Origin of the sequence: Streptosporangium sp. OZ121 (genome assembly GCF_051918885.1) — a bacterium.
GTDB lineage: Bacteria > Actinomycetota > Actinomycetes > Streptosporangiales > Streptosporangiaceae > Streptosporangium.
On the sequence record NZ_JBPXMC010000001.1, the window covers coordinates 563,351 to 579,782 of the forward strand.

The following is a 16,432-nucleotide window of genomic DNA, read 5'->3' on the forward strand; positions in this document are numbered from 1 at the left end:
CCCTGTGCTGAAGTCCCCGGCCGGACAGCCGGACGGCCCGCCCCCTGTGCGGGGGCGGGCCGTCCGGGGATATATGTGATCACTCACTCTCGGCGGTGTAGAGGTACTCCCAGTCGCCGCACCGGGTGGGGTAAGAGCTGTGCAGGCCGATCTGGCAGACCTTGACGCGGACGCTGTCGACCTTGTGCTTGCTGAAGGCGAAGTGCTTGGCGCCCCCGGCGTTGCAGTACTTGTAGGACTTGCCGTCGTACCACTTGTTGCCGCCGTCGCCGAAGTGGTGGACCGCGAACTTCACGTAGGCGCACTTGCCGCCCTGCTTGTACGTGCGGTGGTCGAGGTCGTACAGCTTGCCCCTGACGTCGACCCGGTTCCACTTCTGCTGGTCGTCCCACTCGACACCGATCCAGCCGCGGCTCTTGGCCCGGTGGTTGGACGAGAAGTAGTGGCCCCAGTTCTCGCTGTAGTCGTAGCCGGACGAGCCGGTCGCGGCGGTGGTCGCCGCCGCCGGGGCCGCCGTGGTCGCGGCGTGCGCGGTGGCGGGCGCGGCGAGCGCGATCGCGCCGAGGGCGGCCGTGGCCAGCAGGCCGGCGGCAAGTCGCTTGATCATGGTTTCTCCTTTACCTCCCCGAACCGGCCTTTGCCGATTTCCCCCTGGAGTGACTCCTTTGTATGGGGAGGGGCTTGCAGGTCCCCGTACCGCTCCTTACGGAGTGCTTGCGAGCCGTTTGCAGTGGCTTGACCCGGTCGCGTGGAGAACAACCCGGTCATCGGAGGGGTGGCGGGTCCGCCGCCCGGCGTACCGGGAAATCACTCCGGAGGCGGACGCCTCGCAGGGGGCGCCCGGCCCACCATGGAGTCACGCCCCGGGGGATGGCGGCACGGGGATCGCCCGGCGCGACGGGACGGGCGTCTCTTCGGGCGGGGACATCCGGGGAGGGGTCCCCGGTGGCGCGCGGGAGAGCCGGCGTCGCGAGCCGACGGAGACGATCTCGGTCCAACGGAGAAGTGCGGTCTCCCGGCGGACCATGTGACAAAGATCGCAGCAGCTCGCGGCGCCTCTCCCACCCATAGCTCTACAACCCGTAGTACTACTAGAAGTAGAACTACAAGCTGTAGAGCTCCAGGCCCGCGAAGGGAACAAAAGGGAACGATGGAAGCGCTAGACCTGGCCCGGTGGCAGTTCGGGGTGACCACCGTGTACCACTTCCTGTTCGTACCCCTGACGATCGGGCTCGGCGTCTTCGTGGCCGGGTTGCAGACCGCGTGGTACCGCACGGGAAAGGAGCACTACCTGCGGCTCACGAAGTTCTTCGGGAAACTCTTCCTGATCAACTTCGCGATGGGCGTGGTGACCGGCATCGTGCAGGAGTTCCAGTTCGGCATGAACTGGAGCGAGTACTCGATCTTCGTGGGCGACGTCTTCGGCGCCCCGCTGGCACTGGAGGCCCTGCTCGCCTTCTTCCTGGAGTCGACCTTCATCGGCCTGTGGATCTTCGGCTGGGACAGGCTCCCCAGGCGCGTCCACCTGGCCACCATCTGGGCCGCGGTCATCGGATCCAACCTGTCGGCGTACTTCATCCTCGCCGCCAACGCCTGGATGAAGCACCCGGTCGGGTACGAGGTGGTCGACGGCAAGGCCAGGATGACGGACCTGTGGGCGGTGCTCACCAACTCCACCGCGCTCGCCCAGGTGCCCCACGTAATCGCGGGAGCCTTCGTCGTGGCGGGCGGCTTCGTGCTGGCGGTCTGCGGCTACCACCTCCTGCGCGAGCGCCACGCCGCCTCCGCCGCCGCCACGGCCGCCACGGCCACCACCGCCACGGCCGCGGCCACCGGCGGGACCGCACCGGCGCCGCGAGGTGTGAGCAGAGGCGTGAGCATCTGGCGGACTCCGATGCGGGCCGCGCTGGTGATGACGGCGATCGCCGGGGCCCTGGTCGCGGGCAGCGGCGACATGTCGGCCAAGCTGCTGTACGAGCAGCAGCCCATGAAACTCGCCTCGGCCGAGGGACTCCGGCACGACACCGCCGGCGCGCCGTTCTCCCCCGTCCCCGGGCTGGAAGTGCCCATGCTGCTCAGCTTCCTGGCCACCGACGACCCGAACGCGGTGGTCCAGGGCGTCGAGGACGTGCAGGCGCGGTACGAGGAGCAGTTCGGCCCCGGCGACTACCGGCCCAACCTCCCGGTGGTCTTCTGGTCCTTCCGCGTGATGATCGTCTTCGGTCTGTCCACGGTGGGCCTGTCGGTGCTCGGCCTCTGGCTGACCCGCCGGAGGCGCCGCGGCACCCCCGTGGCCGCCCGTACCCCGCGTGAGGTCCCCGCCTGGTTCGCCCGGATCTGCCTGCTCGCGCTGCCGCTGCCGACGATCGCGATGATCTCCGGCTGGCTGCTCAGCGAGATCGGCCGCCAGCCGTGGACCGTCCAGGGCGAGCTGCTCACGGCCGCGAGCGTCTCGCCGGGCGTCAGCCTGGCCGAGGTGGCCGTCTCGCTGGCGATCTTCACGGTGCTGTACGGCGCGCTCGCGCTGGCCGAGGCGATACTGCTCACGCGCCACGTCAAGACGGGCCCCGAGCCCGCCGCCCCCGCCGCTCCCCGAACGCCGCCCTCCCGCGACGACGACGAGAGCGCGGACGCCCGGCTCCAGCCGACCCTCATGTACTGAAGGCGACGACGATGGAACTCACCACCTTCTGGTTCGCGGTCATCGCGTTCCTGTGGACCGGCTACTTCGTGCTGGAGGGCTTCGACTTCGGCGTGGGCATGCTGGCACCGGCGCTGGCCAGGAACGAGGCCGAACGCAAGCAGGTCCTGGGCACGATCGGCCCGGTCTGGGACGGCAACGAGGTCTGGCTGATCACCGCGGTCGGCGCCATGTTCGCCGCCTTCCCCGCCTGGTACGCCGGGCTGCTCAGCGAGTTCTACCTGCCGATCGTGCTGGTCCTCGTCGGGCTGATCGTGCGCGGCATCGGCCTGGAGTGGCGCGGCAAGGTCAAGCACGCCTCCGACCGGGCCTGGTGCGACCTGGGCGTGCTGGTCGGCAGCGCCCTGCCCGCGTTCCTGTGGGGCGCCGTCTTCGCCGACCTGCTGCGGGGCAGCGCGACGGCCGCCCTGGTCGGCGGGGTGTTCTCGCTCTCGGTGTGCGTGCTGCACGGCGCGGTGTTCGTCGCGCTCAAGACCACCGGGCCGGTGCGTTCCCGCGCCCGGCGCGCCGCGATGATCGCCTCCGCGGTGGCGCTGCCCGCCGCCGTGGCGGCCCTGTCGCACATCCCCGTCGCGGGCACGGCGGTCGGCTCCTGGTCGGCGGCGCCGACCAGCCCGTGGCTGTGGGCGGGCGCGCTCGCCTCGATGGCGACCCTGGCCGCCGGGGTCGCGCTGACCTGGCGCGGCCGGGACGGCTGGGCGTTCGCCGCCACGGCCTCGTCCATCGCGCTGGGCGGCGCCGCCCTGTTCGGCGCCCTGTGGCCCGCCCCGTTCCCCGGCCTCACCGTCGCCGAGGCCGCCTCGGGCCCGTACACGCTGGGGGTGCTGACCTGGATCGGCCTGATCGCGCTGCCGTTCGTGCTCGGCTACCAGGCCTGGTCGTACTGGGTCTTCCGCAGGCGCCTGGTCGCCGAGGTGTCCTGAGAACGCCGGCCGCCTGGACCGGCCACCTGGACCGGACGCCTCGACCGGCCACCTCTCAGCACCGGCCTCTCTCAGCACCGGCCGTCTCGACCGGCCGCCTCAGTGCGCGCCGAGCCGGGCGATCGGCTCGACGAGCTCCCTCTCCTCGTAGGACAGGTGCGACAGGAGCGCGTCGGTCAGCAGGTCCAGTGCGGCCCACAGGGCCTTGTGGCCGTCGGGCTCCGAGACGAAGGCGACCAGCGCCCGGTCGACGCCTTCGAGGACCTCGTGGATGGCGTGGTGCTCCTGCTCCAGACGGTCGACGACGGGTACCAGCCTGGGGTCCGCGCGGCGCAGGTGGGGAAAGAGACTCTGGTCCTCGATGGTGTGGTGGGTCGTGACGATCCGGCAGTAGGACTCGCAGTACACCCCGGCCGTCCAGTTGTTCTGGCGCATCGTCATCGTGTTGATGTGCGAGCGCGCGACGCCGGGATCCATCGCCCCGGCGGTGACCTCCTCGACGAGCCGCCGGACCTCGGCGAGCTCCTGGCGGAGCTGGTCGTGGACCTCGACGAGGTGGTGTCCGGCCGCCTGCTCCCTGGCGGTGTAGGTGCGATCCGGGTCGGGGGCCGGGCCGGTGGGACGGGTGGACTCGTCCCAGACCCGGACGTCGGTGAGCCGGGTGCCGTCGTCCGGGGTCGGCGTGAACCCCAGTGCGGGGACCCCGCCTCCGGTGCGGGCGTGCGCGACGGTGTCCGGCGAGGTGGCCGGCGAGGTGGCCGACGCGATGGCCGGTGACGCGCTCCGGTCACCGGCCCGCGTGCCCGTCTCGGCCGGCCGGGACCGGTCCCCGGCGGCCGGCGCGCTCGAGGCGGCGCGCTCGGCGGCCACGAGCTCGCGCACGCCGGGGACGACCTCGGCGGCGAAGCGCCGGATGTCGTCGGGGTCGTCACTCGCGAGGATGTAGGCGCTCATCCCCTGCTCCAGGGTGAGCTCGGCGAGCTGCTCGACCCAGACGCTCGCCGGCCCCCGGAGGAAGTCCCTGCCGGAACCGGTGAAGGTGCCGGCGATGTTGTACAGGCGCCGTACGTCGGCCGGTGAGCGCCCCGCGCCGAGAGCGGCCTCATCGATGATCGCGTTCATGGCCGGGAGGGCGTCCAGGGCGGCGTAGGCGTGGGTGGGCAGCCAGCCGTCCGCGAGCCTGCCGGTCATGTCGAGCATGCGCTTCTTGTAGGCCCCCAGCCAGATGCCGACGTCGTGGGCGGGCGCCGGGCCGGGATGCGCCCCCCAGACGCGGTGGTGGCGGCCGTCCACCCGCACGGCTCCGCCCTCTTCCGCCCAGATGGCCCGGATGACCTGGATGCCCTCCTCCAGCGCGTCGACTCCCTGGGCGGCGGTCAGCTTGGGACCGCCGACGGCGGCGATGCCGTCCCGGAAGCCGCCCGCTCCGAGCCCGAGCTCGACGCGGCCTCCGCTGAGTATGTCCAGGGTCGCGACGCTGCGGGCGAGCACCGCGGGCGGGCGCAGGGGCAGGTTCGCCACGTTCGGCGACACCCGCACCGTCGAGGTGCTCGCCGCGATGACCGACAGCAGCGTCCACGTGTCCAGGAACCGCGCCTGGTACGGATGATCCTGCACGGTCACCAGGTCCAGACCGGCCTGGTCGGTGAGCCGGGCGAGCGCGACGACCCTCTCGGCCTGGTCGGCCATCGGGGTCAGGAAGGTCCCGAACAGCAGCTCGTGCCCGTAGTCGGCCATGTCTCTCCTCGGTGCGTCATCTCGGCTGCGCGGCACGCGTCCCCCCGGATGCCCATTTGCCCATTTGCCCGGATTCCCGGACACATGGACGCGTGGCACCGCGATGGTGCGGCACGACAGATCGTATGCAAAGCAGATGAATTGTCAAACAGAAGGTCTTGGCGACCGCCGATCCTGGTAATCTCGTGGCATGCCCGCCACCCCACGTTCCGGCGCCGAGACCCCGGACGCCCTGGACACCGATCTGGGCTGGACGCTCGGTGTGGTCTTCCGCTCCTACGTCAGGACCGCGAACGTGCTGGTCAGCCATCTCCCCGGTGGCCCGCGCGGCTACCAGGTCCTCGTCGCCGCGGTCCAGGGGCTGCCCGGCGGCCAGGGCGCGCTGGCACAGCGCCTCGGCGTCGACAAGACGGTGATGACCTACCTGCTCGACGACCTGGAGAAGGCCGGCCTGGTCGAGCGCCGCCCCGACCCCGCCGACCGGCGCAACAAGCGCGTCGTCGCCACCGAGCAGGGCAGGGCGACCTGGACCGACACCCAGTCCCGGCTGGAGCACGCCGAGGAGCACGTGCTGGCACCGCTGGACCCGGCCGACCGCTCGGTGTTCCGGGAGCTGCTGCGGAAGCTGGCCGTCCAGGCCAACAGCGTGGACCCGGTGCACAGCGCCTGCCGGCTCGTCGAGGAGCTCGACCCAGACGGCGCTCCTCCCAAACCGCGGCGCTCCGCCCGCGGCTGAACACCGGAACGAGCCGCGCCCAGCCGAACGCGGACACCGGGTCGGTGCGTAGGCCCTCGCAGGAGACCTCACCGCCGCCCGGCGCCGTGGTGATCGCCGCGATTCTCTACGTCCTGCTCAGCGGCTGTGCGTGGCGGGCATCGCCACCGTGTTTCGGAGCATCGAAGTCGACCGTGCATCGCGGCTTCGCCATCCGGTCCCCACAGGGTCTGGGGCCGGCTGCATCAGACCGGCCGGCGAAGGAGCACTCCGGCTGAGCTACTTCTTGAGCCTGCGGCTTCCTGCGTGCCAGTCCTCGGTCCTACCGGTCTCCTGTACCGTGACGCCGAATGACGGTAGCTGCGGACGCTCGCGCAGGCTGCGCTTGAGTTCGGCGAAGCCCGGGAACCGGGCAAGGCCGATGACGTGATCCCACAGCACCCCCGCCTGCTCGTCGTCGGGCAGCCGGCTGATCACCGGTCCGAAGAAGGCGACGCCCTCGGGCGGTTCGAAGTGCACGATCGGCGTGCCGACGTCCCTGCCCGTCAGCGAGAGCGCCTCGTCGGACTCGGCCTGGATCTCGACGTCGCGGGTCGTGTCGTCGAGTGCCTCGACGAGCGAGGCCGGCAGGCCGGCTTCGGCGAGGGCACCGACGACGAGGCCGGGGGTGCTTCGCCAGCCGGGGGCTCGGCCCTCGTCGGGTCCGGCCTCCATGATGCGCGCGCCGAAGGCCGCGTAGAGCGGGCCGATCGCTTCGCGGCCATGCTTCTCCCTGGCAGCCGAAGCCACCCGCAGCAGTCGCAAGCCCGAGGTGTGCTGGTCGTGGTACTCCTCGGGGAAGTGGGTGTCGTAGTCGATGTGCGAGTTGATGAGCCGCAGTGAGATGAATCGCCAGTCGACGGTGTAGTCGCGCTGCGCCTGAATGATCCGGATCCACTTGCTCGTCATCCACGCGAACGGGCAGATGGGGTCGAAATAGAAGTTGATATCAGCTTTCTTTGCTGAATTCATGATCATGTCGACGATCCTAGGTCGGCTGGTCTTCGATGCGATGACTGCTGGAACGGTGTGGATTCATCGGTATCCCGCCGCGCTCGTCGCCGACCCGGTGACGGCGACTCCTTGGTCAGGGACCGTGAACGGGCCGGCGGAGGAGTTCGTTCACACGCCGGTTCAGCAGACACACGCCGCCGCGAGGGCGTCGAACACCTGGCCCAGCGCTTCGTCGGTGCCGGTCGAGGGGTCGGACAGCACCACGACTGCGGTCTTGCCGCTCACGAAAGACCCTCCTCCAGGTCGAGCGAGACGAACAACTTCAATTTACCGTACGTTCGGTAATTATGAAGAGTGATGCGCGCCACACCCTTCGCCCACAGCCCTCCGGCGGACCGGATCCGCCGACGTGACACCGAGGTCCCCGGATCGGCGGCGCACTCCTCAACAAACCGACAGGTCGGTGACCGCGGTGCGGCGACCTGGCGGATCGGCCGAAGTGGGACGGGACTCGTCGCGGGGCCGATGGCGCGCCCTTCGCGAGGCGGCGGTTCCCCGTGGGACCACGACCACGCCACGGAGCGGAGCGAGCCCCGCCGGCCGTCGGCGAGCCGAGGAGGCGGTCGAGTCCTGGCTCTAGCTCTGCGCGGGCATCAGCAGGCTCGGCAGGAGGGCCACGGTTTCGGTGAAAGCACGCGTCTCGCCCAGCACCCGTGCCAGCACCAGCGCTCCCTCGATCCGCAGGAACGCGTCGTTCGAGGCGCTTCGGGCGTCTTCGGGCTGCCGTCCGGCGCGCTGCGCGGCCTCGGCCATCGCGTCGATCCACGTCACGGCGAGCGAGCGAGCGTGATCGCGGACCTTCGCCGGAGTCCCCGCCAGCGTCATCGTGTCGAGAACGCACGACAGCGCCCCCGCCCCGTAGAAGTCACTCAGGCGGCGTGCGGTCTCGGCGATCCCTCGCGCGACCTCGGAGTCCGTTCGCATCGGTTCGAGGATCCACAGGAAGCGCTCGCCGACCATGGTGAGGACCGCGTCCGCGATCTCTTCCTTGCCGGCGGGGAACCGGTGGTAGAGGCTCGCGCGCTGCAGGCCCGAGGCCGCCGACAGGTCGCCGATCACGGTCCCGTCGAAGCCCTTCTCCCGGAAAACGGGCAGGAGGAGGTCGAGCAGCCGAGCCTGATCGATGGAGGGAAGACGCGCCATCCCTCAATATTACCGAACTTTCGGTAATATTGAGGGCCGTCGGCGACGGCTTCGCCGCGGTCGCGGGGCTCACATTCGGAGGAATGGCCGCCCTGCTGCGGTCGCGGTCGATGGGCGCAGTCCTCCTGCCGATCCAGGGGTTGATGCGTTCGGATCGGCCGGTCGAGCAGGGCCATAGCGTGGATGATCTCGCGGAAGCGCCTTGGGAGCCCGGCTCGCGGGCGCGGCTCGCCCCGCGGATACGAGTTCGCTGCCGCCTGTACCGGTCGGACACGGCGCCCCGGCTCCCGCTCGTCCCGCATCGCCTACGAGGCACTCGCCATCGGCCGTCGCCACGCGGCTGCGCGTCACCGTTTGTTGAGAGCGTCCAGATAGTCGTCCATGGCCTTCAGGTTCTTCGCCAGGCATGCCAGGCGCTCGGCCATGCGCTCGCGCTCCCGGCAGACCCGGCTCACGAAGTCGGGGGCGGGATACCGAGAGTTCGCCGCCTCGGCCAGGCAGGGCAGCACGGTCCCGATGATCTCAGTGGTCAGGCCCGCATCCAGCAGGCTGCGAATCTGGCGGACCCTCGCCTCGTGGGACTCGTCGTACTCACGGTAACCGTTCTCCGCACGCTCTGGACTCAGGAGACCCTGCTCCTCGTAGTAGCGCAGCAATCGAGCGGAAACACCGGTCCGCTCGGAGAGTTCCTTGATCCTCACCACATCTCCTGAGACGTAATTTGCCTTCTCACTGATGTCAAGGTCGGAGCCTAGTCGAGCCGCCGCGACCGCGGAGGCCCGACCTGAACCCGGAGTTCTCTCCGAGGCTCTGACCAGTGAAGGAACAGTCGTGACCACCACCCAGACGGACGTTGCACGGACCTCGTCCGCGGAACGTCTGCCGCTCCCGCCCCTGATCGCCCTCTTCACAGCCGGGCTGATCACCACCCAGACCGAGGCGCTGCCGGCGGGTGTGCTGCCGCAGATGAGCCACGCGCTCGGAGTCTCGGAATCCGTCGCCGGCCAGACGGTCACCATCTACGCGGCGGGCACGCTCCTGACGGCGATACCCGTCATGCTGGCCACCGCCTCATGGCCACGGCGCCACCTGTTCCTGGCCGCGCTCGTGGGCTTCGTGATAGCCAACCTCGTGACCGCCGTCTCCGTCAGCTTCCCCCTGACCATGGGAGCCCGGTTCATCGCGGGCGCCTCCTCCGGCGTCGTCTGGAGCCTCCTCGGTGGCTACGCGGCACGTCTGGTCGGCCCCAGGCTGAAGGGCCGGGCGATGGCTTTCGCCATGGCGGGCACTCCCGTGGCCCTCTCCCTCGGAGTCCCCGTCGGGGCGTACCTCGGCAAGGCCGTCGGGTGGCAGCTCACCTTCGGCATCGTCACCGCCCTGACCGGGCTGCTCATCATCTGGACCGTGCGGACCCTGCCGAACTTCCCCGGCCAGAAGGTCGAGGACAGGATCCCCTTCCGTCGCATCCTGCGACTGCGGGGCCTGCGCACCGTCCTCGTGGTCACCGGCGCTTTCGTGCTCGCGCACACCGTCCTCTACACCTACATCGCGCCGATCCTCGGCGACGTCGGGCTGGAGGACCAGGTCCAGTGGATCCTCCTCGACTTCGGCATCGCCTCGATCATCAGCATCTGGCTCACCGGCGTACTCATCGACCGCCACCACCGCACCCTGGTGGTCCTCAGCACCGCACTCTTCGCCGCGGCCGCGGCGGTACTGGCCGCGTTCGCCTCGAGCCCCGCGGCCGACTACGCCGCCGTCGCGGCCTGGGGACTCGCGTTCGGCGGAGCGGCCACCCTGCTTCAGTCGGCACTGATGCGAGCGGCAGGTGAACACGCCGACGCGGCACAGTCGTCGATGGTGACCACCTGGAATCTTGGCATCGGCCTCGGCGGGCTCGTCGGCGGCGTACTCCTCGCCGGTTTCGGCTCCGGATCTCTCATGATCGCGGCCGTCGTACTCCTGGCACCGATCGTGCTCGTCGTCGTCCTCGCGCGCGGTCACGCATTCCCCAGGCGCAGCCCCGTAACCGGCTGACGCCACAGCGGTGCGCACGATCTCCGTAGCGGATCACGCCATGTCGCCGTAGGTCCCGCTGCCGGAAAGTCGGTCAGAACCAGCGAAACAAACCGTCATCACACGGCGCCCCACCCACCCGGTCCCGGAGACTCCCATGTCCGTCTCAGATTTGTTCGAACCGCTTACTCTTTCGCATGGCCCTGCGATGAGGAATCGTTTCATGCTGGCGCCGCTCACCAATCAGCAAAGCGAGCATGACGGCTCCGCGTCCGATTTCGATCGGGATTGGATCAGGCAGGTGGCGCGGGGCGGTTACGCCCTGATCCAAACCGGCGCCGCCACCGTCGAGGCCGGCGGCATAGCGTACGAGCGGCAGCTGGGTGTTCACAGCGACGAACACCTGCCCGGCCTGACCGAGATGGCAGCCGCGATTCGGGAGGGAGGCGGCCTGTCCGCGGTGCAGTTGCACCACGCCGGCCACCGCGCTCGACCGGAACTGGGGGGAGTTCCAGCCCCTGCCTCCAGCGCCACGGTTCCGGGAGTCAAAGCGCTGACCACGGAACAGGTGGAGCGAATCCGGGACGGCTTCATCGCGGCCGCGAAGAGGGCAGAACAGGCAGGGTTCGACGGCGTCGCGCTCCACGGCGCTTTCGGGTGGATCCTGTCGGAGTTCATGTCCCCCTTGCTGAACGACCGCACAGACAAGTACGGCGGCAGCACGGAGAACCGGGCTCGCCTCACCATCGAGGTGATCGAAGGAATCCGCCGAGCGTGCGGCCCCCGGTTCCAGATCGGCTGGCGCCTGTCGGTCGAACGCTACGGACTACGCCTGGAGGAACTTCGTGACATCACGGCCGAGATTCTCGATCGAGAACTGATCGACTACCTCGACCTGGCCCTGTGGGACTCTGCCCAGATCGTTCGAGAAGGAGCGTTTCAAGGGCAGACCATGCTCAGCGTCTTCACAGACCTCCCCCGCAAGGGCGTACGTGTGGGAGCCGCGGGCAAGATCACGAGCGCCCAGCGCGCCGGCCGACTACTGGACGAGGGATGCGACTTCGTACTGATCGGCCGGGCGGCCATTCTCCAGCGGGACTTCCCCCGGCGAGTACACGAAAACCCTCTGTACGAAAGCCCGAAGCTTCCGGTGACGGCGCAGTACCTGCGCACCGCCGGGCTGAGCGAGCGCTTCATCAATCACATGCGGGGATGGCAGGGCTTTGTTCGGCGATTCAGCGTGTGAGTGGGTCGGGCTACCGCCCGTGCTCGCCGGACGGTGCCACCACGTACGCGCACGGGACACGCACGGTCGTGCGGCTGGACCCTGCGACCCTGCGGTCTTCGCCCTGGTCGGACGAGGTGCGGGAAACGGTCCAGGCTGTCACGAAACCGCAGGACACCGCACCCTGAAAGGGCTGAGAACGATCCTGACCTCTGTGCCAGCAGGTCAAAGGCCACCGATCCGAATTCGGCGGCCTTTGAGAACGGGCGGGGTCGGCTTCTCCCAGGGGTACCGCAGGTCTTGGACGAGCGGGCGTGCAAGGCGGAGCCGGGTGTGGGCCACGACGATCCAGGTCCCCCGGTCGGCGGCCTCAGAGTTGCGGAGTCGAGGGCGGCCCACCACCCATCAGCCGGCTGTCGCCAACGCCACGACCGAGTACACCTAGCCGGCGCGCAGCCCGCCGGCGTCCAGCAGCACCGAGGCGGTGGTGACGGCCAGCCCCCCGACCCCGCTCCCCCGCACCACCGCGCGGGCGCTCAGCCCGTCGAACACGATCGTCAGCTGGTTCGCCAGCGTCTCCGGGTCGTCCGCGCCGCCGAGCGCGGCCTGCCTCGCGAAGAAGTCGGTCAGCTCCTGCTTGCGCGCGCGGGCCACCAGGACCGCCGGGTGGGCCGGGTCCTTGAGCTCGGTGGCGGTGCCGACGAACGGGCAGCCGCGGAAGGCCGGATCCCCGGCCAGCGCCTCCAGCCGTTCGAAGACGTGCACGATCCGCTCGCGCGGGGTCAGCCCGGCCGCCTCACCCGGGAAGTAGTCCGCGAGGACGTCCGCCCCGAACAGCGCCAGGCTCTCCGCGACCAGCTCGTCCTTGGTCTCGAAGAGCTGGTACATCGACCGCTTCGAGACCCCGGCCGCCCGGCAGAGCCGCTCGACCCCGGTCGCGGTGATGCCCTCGCGGTAGAAGAGGTCCGCCGCGGCGCGCAGCAGCCGCTCGCGGGGGGTGGCCTTCAGGATCGTGCTCACCCCTGAAGGGTACCTCCCGATTTGGCGTTGGAAACCGATCGGTTTACCATGGTGGAAACCGATCGGTTTCCACCCTCTGGAGGCTCACATGAAGATCCAAGACGCCGTCGTGCTCGTCACCGGCGGCAACCGCGGAATCGGCAGGGCCCTGGTCGAGGAGGCTCTGGCGCGGGGCGCGCGCAAGGTGTACGCCGCCGCCCGGGACCCGAAGACCGTCTCCACCCCGAACGCCGTACCCCTGAGGCTGGACGTCACCGACCCCGAGGCGGTCGCCGCGGCCGCCGAGCAGGCCTCCGACGTGACCGTCCTGATCAACAACGCGGGCGTGGACCTCGCCATCGACGACCTCCTGACCCACGATCTCGACGACGTCCGCCGCGAGTTCGAGGTGAACTTCTTCGGCCCGCTGCGGCTCATGCGCGCCTTCGCCCCGGTCATCTCCGGCAACGGCGGCGGCCACATCCAGAACGTCAACTCGGCCCTGGGCCTCCTCGTGGCACCCGGTTACGGGTCGTACACCGCGTACGCGTCGACCAAGGCCGCGCTCCTGATGGCGACCAACGGCCTGCGCGACACGCTCCCCGCGCGGGGTGTGGAGCTGTCCAGCCTTCACATGGGCTTCACCGACACCGACATCCTGCGGGACCCGACCGTGCAGAAGACCCCGGCCCCCGAGATCGCGCGGAAGGCGCTCGACGGCATCGAGGCCGGAGCGGCGGAGATCCTCGCGGACCCGGTCAGCGTGCAGGTCAAGGCGGCGGCCGCCCTGGACCCCGCCGAACTCTTCCCGCGGAGCGCCGTCTGAGGCGTTCCCCCGCCCCCCCCGCGACGCCACCCGCCCTCACGCCCGGCCGCCCGCCGCGCATTGACCTCGAGAAGGCTTGAGGTTGAAGGATGGCCTCCATGGAGATCGGAGTGATCCTGCCTTCCGTCGCCGTGCAGTGGGAACAGCGGCTCGACCTGGGCACCGCCGCGCGGCACGCGGAGGAGGCGGGGCTGGACGGCGTCTGGCACGGCGACCACCTGGCCACCGGGGCGGCCTCGCTGGACTGCGCCGTGGCACTGGCCGTCGCGGCGGGGGCGACGACGCGGGTCCGGATCGGGGCGAGCGTGTTCGTCCCGGCGATCCGTCCCCTGGCGTGGTCGGCCAAGCAGATCGCGAGCCTCCAGCACGTCTCGGGCGGGCGGCTGGTGCTGGGCGTCGGGTCCGGGGGCGGTGCCGGGCAGTGGGCGGCGGCCGGGGTGCCGTACGGCGAGCGCGGCAGGCGGACCGACACCGCGCTGGAACTGCTCCCGCGCCTGCTGGCCGGCGAGACCGTCACGCTGGCGGACGAGCAGGCGAAGGCGCGGCTCGAACCGGCCGTGACGCCCCCGCCGATCTGGGTCGGCAACGCGTCGGCGGTGGCCGTGCGGCGGGCGGCCCGCCACGGGGACGGCTGGTTCCCCTCGATGGTCCTCCCGGCGGCGGTGGCCTCGGGAAGGACCGCGCTGGCCGAACTCGCCGCCGCCCACGGGCGCCCGGAGCCGGTCGTCGCCATCGGCGCCACCGGCGTCCTCGGCTCGGCACCCGGCCTGCCCACCCGCGCCTCCATCGCCTCGGGCATCACCGGGTACGGCATCCCGCTGGAGGAGGCGACGAGACTCCCCGTCACCGGGAAGCCCTCACGGGCGGCCGAGCGGCTGGCCGCCTACCGCGAGGCCGGGGCCCGTCACGTGGTCCTGGGGTTCGCCGGAGGCGACTGGCGCGAGCAGTGCGACCTGCTCGCCGAGGTCCGTGCCCTCCTGCCCTGACCACCGGAGCGCCTCCGCCAGGATAGATTCAGGCCCGGTACCACCGGGGCCGACCCGGGCATCGGCCCGGCCGCCTCCTTCGCCATGGACGGACGGCTGCGATGAGCGCGCGTTTCGAGGAGATCGACTGGCGTCCGACGCCGATCGGCGCCATCAGCCTGCGGCGCCGGCGCGAGCCCTCGCTCGGCGTCGACGTCTACGAGATCAAACTCGACGACGACTTCCTCATGTCGAGCCTGTTCACGGTGGCCGAGATCGAGCTCGCCCGGCTCGGGCTGGCGGCGCTGCCGGGCACGGACCTCGACGTCGCCGTGGGCGGGCTCGGGCTCGGACACACCGCCCAGGCCGTGCTCGAGGACTCCCGCGTGCGCTCGCTCGTCGTGATCGACGCGCTCGGCGAGGTGATCGAGTGGCACGAGCGGGAGTTGCTGCCGGTCGGCGCCCGGCTGATGTCGGACCCTCGCTGCCGCCTGGTCCACGGCGACTTCTTCGCGATGGTCGCCGCCGGTCCTGGCCTCGACCCCGAGACCCCGGACCGGCGCTTCCACGCCGTCCTGGTGGACATCGACCACACGCCGCGCCACGTGCTGCACCCGAGCCACGCCGCCCTCTACACCCCCGAGGGCCTGCGCCGGCTCGCCGAGCACCTCCATCCGGGCGGTGTCTTCGCCCTGTGGTCGGACGACCCGCCGGACCCGGACTTCGCCGCCGTGCTCGCGGAGGTCTTCGCGACCTCGCGGGCGCACGTCGTCACCTTCCCCAACCCGCTGCGGGGCGGCGAGTCGGCCAACACCGTCTACGTCGCGACGAACGTCACCTGACGCCCCGGCGCCGCCCGCCTCCCCGGCATCCGGCCGCGTTCGGTCCGGGGACGGCCCATCAGGCCGGGCGAGATCCGGTCTCGACCGGCGGCCCGCCCGGCACCCGGACGGGCGTGAACGTCAGCCGGGCTGGTTGCTGTCCTTGTGCGCGCCCCAGCCGTGCCAGCACTCGATCTCGATCCAGGCACTGACCCGGCTGCGGTCCCGGTCCGGATACTCCTTCCCGAGATACTGGCGGGCCAGCCGGTCGATGTCGGTCAGATCCCCGTCGTCGCGCATCTCGGCGATGTGCCCGACGATGCTGACGTGGGTGTACCAGTCCTTCTCGTCGAGCACGGTGAGGGAGACCCGGGGATCCTCGCGCAGGTGCTCCAGCCGCTTGCGGCCCCCGTCCATGTTGACCAGGATCCGGCCGTCGTCCCAGAGATACCAGGTGGCCGTGGACACGGGCTGGCCGTCGGGCCGAAGCGTGGTGATGACGGCGTGATTCGGCTTCCTCAGCATGGCGACTGCTTCCTCGGGAAGCGGCGGCTTTGACATGATCACTCCTCTTCGCCCCGGCGTCCCCTGTGGTGAAGGCGGCGCGTGCGGTTCACGGGATACACATCCACGGTGTCATATCCCGGATGGTGACGATCCGGCGACCCTCCGTAAGTGGCCGCTCACCGGTCTCCGAGGAACCCGCCGCGGCTCGCAGGCCCCGCCCCCGGTGCCGTACGCGCCCGGCGCCCCGGACCTCCGGCCCCCTCATGATCACGGTGATCCGCGTCATATCGTCGACAGGAGGTTTGACTTCAAGCGCTTCAAGTGTTGGAGGCTCCCTTCATGGCAACGGCGTCCGGAGAGCGAGCAGCGGGTCTGACCATCCAGGAGATGGCGCGACGATCGGGTTTCAGCGAGCCCACGCTGCGCTACTACGAGAAGATCGGCCTGCTGGGAGCGGTCGCCAGGGACGAGTCCAGCGGTCATCGCCGGTACGAGGCGGCGACCGCGGACCGCGTCGAGGCACTGTCCTGCCTGCGTTCGTCGGGGATGACGGTCAGCGGGATGCGCCGCTACCTGGACCTGCTCGCCCGGGGGGACGCCGCGGCGGCCGAGCAGCGGGACCTGTTCGCCGCGCAGGCGGAGAAGCTGGCCGCCGACATCGAGCAGCTGCGACTGCGCCTGACATATCTGCGGCAGAAAGCAGATATGTGGGACGCCCGCGCTCGCGGGGACGCCGCCGCCGAGAAGCGCGCGATCGACGAGATCACGCGCGTGCTGGCAGAACTCATCCACTGAAGGACC

The 16,432-nt window shown here is 70.5% G+C and carries 16 protein-coding genes; 9 read left to right on the forward strand and 7 right to left on the reverse strand.

Annotation, left to right across the window (positions count from 1 at the left end):
• Positions 1–79 precede the first annotated feature (79 nt).
• Complete coding sequence (locus ACTOQ1_RS02765) at positions 80–607, reverse strand: hypothetical protein (RefSeq protein ID WP_440064167.1); 528 nt, start codon at positions 605–607, stop codon at positions 80–82.
• Between the two features lie 543 nt (positions 608–1,150).
• Here ACTOQ1_RS02765 and ACTOQ1_RS02770 point away from each other — a divergent pair.
• On the forward strand, positions 1,151–2,662 hold the full coding sequence (locus ACTOQ1_RS02770) for a cytochrome ubiquinol oxidase subunit I (RefSeq protein ID WP_440064168.1): 1,512 nt from the start codon (positions 1,151–1,153) through the stop codon (positions 2,660–2,662).
• Positions 2,663–2,673: 11 nt separating this feature from the next.
• On the forward strand, positions 2,674–3,624 hold the full coding sequence (gene cydB, locus ACTOQ1_RS02775) for a cytochrome d ubiquinol oxidase subunit II (RefSeq protein WP_440064169.1): 951 nt from the start codon (positions 2,674–2,676) through the stop codon (positions 3,622–3,624).
• Positions 3,625–3,723: 99 nt separating this feature from the next.
• On the opposite strand, the gene ACTOQ1_RS02780 is transcribed toward cydB, so the two are convergent.
• On the reverse strand, positions 3,724–5,361 hold the full coding sequence (locus tag ACTOQ1_RS02780; protein WP_440064170.1) for an LLM class flavin-dependent oxidoreductase: 1,638 nt from the start codon (positions 5,359–5,361) through the stop codon (positions 3,724–3,726).
• 190 nt (positions 5,362–5,551) lie between these two features.
• On the opposite strand from ACTOQ1_RS02780, the gene ACTOQ1_RS02785 reads away from it, so the two are divergent.
• On the forward strand, positions 5,552–6,097 hold the full coding sequence (locus tag ACTOQ1_RS02785) for a MarR family winged helix-turn-helix transcriptional regulator (protein ID WP_440064171.1): 546 nt from the start codon (positions 5,552–5,554) through the stop codon (positions 6,095–6,097).
• A gap of 258 nt (positions 6,098–6,355) precedes the next feature.
• Here the strand turns inward: ACTOQ1_RS02785 and ACTOQ1_RS02790 are convergent, their stop codons facing one another.
• The 3 genes from ACTOQ1_RS02790 to ACTOQ1_RS02800 all read right to left on the reverse strand — a co-directional run bounded on the left by ACTOQ1_RS02790 (position 6,356) and on the right by ACTOQ1_RS02800 (position 8,973).
• Positions 6,356–7,087, reverse strand: a complete 732-nt coding sequence (locus ACTOQ1_RS02790; protein ID WP_362680942.1) for a mycothiol-dependent nitroreductase Rv2466c family protein — start codon at positions 7,085–7,087, stop codon at positions 6,356–6,358.
• A 618-nt stretch (positions 7,088–7,705) separates the two neighbouring features.
• Positions 7,706–8,272: a TetR/AcrR family transcriptional regulator gene (locus ACTOQ1_RS02795; protein ID WP_440064173.1), complete on the reverse strand. Its 567-nt coding sequence runs from the start codon at positions 8,270–8,272 to the stop codon at positions 7,706–7,708.
• A gap of 347 nt (positions 8,273–8,619) precedes the next feature.
• A complete protein-coding gene (locus tag ACTOQ1_RS02800; RefSeq protein ID WP_362680948.1) occupies positions 8,620–8,973 on the reverse strand; it encodes a MerR family transcriptional regulator in 354 nt (117 codons plus the stop codon).
• A 130-nt stretch (positions 8,974–9,103) separates the two neighbouring features.
• Here ACTOQ1_RS02800 and ACTOQ1_RS02805 point away from each other — a divergent pair, with 130 nt between their 5' ends.
• On the forward strand, positions 9,104–10,309 hold the full coding sequence (locus ACTOQ1_RS02805; protein WP_440064174.1) for an MFS transporter: 1,206 nt from the start codon (positions 9,104–9,106) through the stop codon (positions 10,307–10,309).
• Between the two features lie 136 nt (positions 10,310–10,445).
• Positions 10,446–11,534 carry an NADH:flavin oxidoreductase gene (locus ACTOQ1_RS02810; protein ID WP_440064175.1) on the forward strand — a complete coding sequence of 363 codons (1,089 nt, stop codon included), beginning with the start codon at positions 10,446–10,448 and terminating at the stop codon, positions 11,532–11,534.
• A 420-nt stretch (positions 11,535–11,954) separates the two neighbouring features.
• Here ACTOQ1_RS02810 and ACTOQ1_RS02815 read toward each other — a convergent pair whose 3' ends face one another.
• The gene (locus ACTOQ1_RS02815) at positions 11,955–12,533 is read right to left on the reverse strand and encodes a TetR/AcrR family transcriptional regulator (RefSeq protein ID WP_440064176.1); all 579 of its coding nucleotides are present in this window, start codon (positions 12,531–12,533) and stop codon (positions 11,955–11,957) included.
• An 88-nt stretch (positions 12,534–12,621) separates the two neighbouring features.
• Between ACTOQ1_RS02815 and ACTOQ1_RS02820 the strand changes: the two genes are divergently transcribed.
• The 3 genes from ACTOQ1_RS02820 to ACTOQ1_RS02830 all read left to right on the forward strand — a co-directional run bounded on the left by ACTOQ1_RS02820 (position 12,622) and on the right by ACTOQ1_RS02830 (position 15,145).
• Positions 12,622–13,338 (forward strand): SDR family oxidoreductase, encoded by a 717-nt coding sequence (locus ACTOQ1_RS02820; RefSeq protein WP_440064178.1) that lies wholly within the window; start codon positions 12,622–12,624, stop codon positions 13,336–13,338.
• A gap of 98 nt (positions 13,339–13,436) precedes the next feature.
• Positions 13,437–14,324 carry an LLM class flavin-dependent oxidoreductase gene (locus ACTOQ1_RS02825; RefSeq protein ID WP_440064179.1) on the forward strand — a complete coding sequence of 296 codons (888 nt, stop codon included), beginning with the start codon at positions 13,437–13,439 and terminating at the stop codon, positions 14,322–14,324.
• A gap of 101 nt (positions 14,325–14,425) precedes the next feature.
• A complete protein-coding gene (locus tag ACTOQ1_RS02830; RefSeq protein WP_440064180.1) occupies positions 14,426–15,145 on the forward strand; it encodes a spermidine synthase in 720 nt (239 codons plus the stop codon).
• Positions 15,146–15,265: 120 nt separating this feature from the next.
• Here ACTOQ1_RS02830 and ACTOQ1_RS02835 read toward each other — a convergent pair whose 3' ends face one another.
• Entirely contained in the window at positions 15,266–15,685 is a 420-nt protein-coding gene (locus ACTOQ1_RS02835) for a PPOX class F420-dependent oxidoreductase (protein ID WP_440064181.1), read from the reverse strand.
• 333 nt (positions 15,686–16,018) lie between these two features.
• Here ACTOQ1_RS02835 and ACTOQ1_RS02840 point away from each other — a divergent pair, with 333 nt between their 5' ends.
• A complete protein-coding gene (locus ACTOQ1_RS02840) occupies positions 16,019–16,426 on the forward strand; it encodes a MerR family transcriptional regulator (protein WP_440064183.1) in 408 nt (135 codons plus the stop codon).
• Positions 16,427–16,432 lie beyond the last annotated feature (6 nt).

What these genes read in the sequence shown, in the direction of transcription:
- ACTOQ1_RS02765 (WP_440064167.1), bottom strand. Translation starts at nt 607, where the DNA reads ATGATCAAGCGACTTGCCGCCGGCCTGCTGGCCACGGCCGCCCTCGGC.
- ACTOQ1_RS02770 (WP_440064168.1), top strand. Translation starts at nt 1,151, where the DNA reads ATGGAAGCGCTAGACCTGGCCCGGTGGCAGTTCGGGGTGACCACCGTG.
- cydB (WP_440064169.1), top strand. Translation starts at nt 2,674, where the DNA reads ATGGAACTCACCACCTTCTGGTTCGCGGTCATCGCGTTCCTGTGGACC.
- ACTOQ1_RS02780 (WP_440064170.1), bottom strand. Translation starts at nt 5,361, where the DNA reads ATGGCCGACTACGGGCACGAGCTGCTGTTCGGGACCTTCCTGACCCCG.
- ACTOQ1_RS02785 (WP_440064171.1), top strand. Translation starts at nt 5,552, where the DNA reads ATGCCCGCCACCCCACGTTCCGGCGCCGAGACCCCGGACGCCCTGGAC.
- ACTOQ1_RS02790 (WP_362680942.1), bottom strand. Translation starts at nt 7,087, where the DNA reads ATGAATTCAGCAAAGAAAGCTGATATCAACTTCTATTTCGACCCCATC.
- ACTOQ1_RS02795 (WP_440064173.1), bottom strand. Translation starts at nt 8,272, where the DNA reads ATGGCGCGTCTTCCCTCCATCGATCAGGCTCGGCTGCTCGACCTCCTC.
- ACTOQ1_RS02810 (WP_440064175.1), top strand. Translation starts at nt 10,446, where the DNA reads ATGTCCGTCTCAGATTTGTTCGAACCGCTTACTCTTTCGCATGGCCCT.
- ACTOQ1_RS02820 (WP_440064178.1), top strand. Translation starts at nt 12,622, where the DNA reads ATGAAGATCCAAGACGCCGTCGTGCTCGTCACCGGCGGCAACCGCGGA.
- ACTOQ1_RS02825 (WP_440064179.1), top strand. Translation starts at nt 13,437, where the DNA reads ATGGAGATCGGAGTGATCCTGCCTTCCGTCGCCGTGCAGTGGGAACAG.
- ACTOQ1_RS02830 (WP_440064180.1), top strand. Translation starts at nt 14,426, where the DNA reads ATGAGCGCGCGTTTCGAGGAGATCGACTGGCGTCCGACGCCGATCGGC.
- ACTOQ1_RS02835 (WP_440064181.1), bottom strand. Translation starts at nt 15,685, where the DNA reads ATGTCAAAGCCGCCGCTTCCCGAGGAAGCAGTCGCCATGCTGAGGAAG.
- ACTOQ1_RS02840 (WP_440064183.1), top strand. Translation starts at nt 16,019, where the DNA reads ATGGCGCGACGATCGGGTTTCAGCGAGCCCACGCTGCGCTACTACGAG.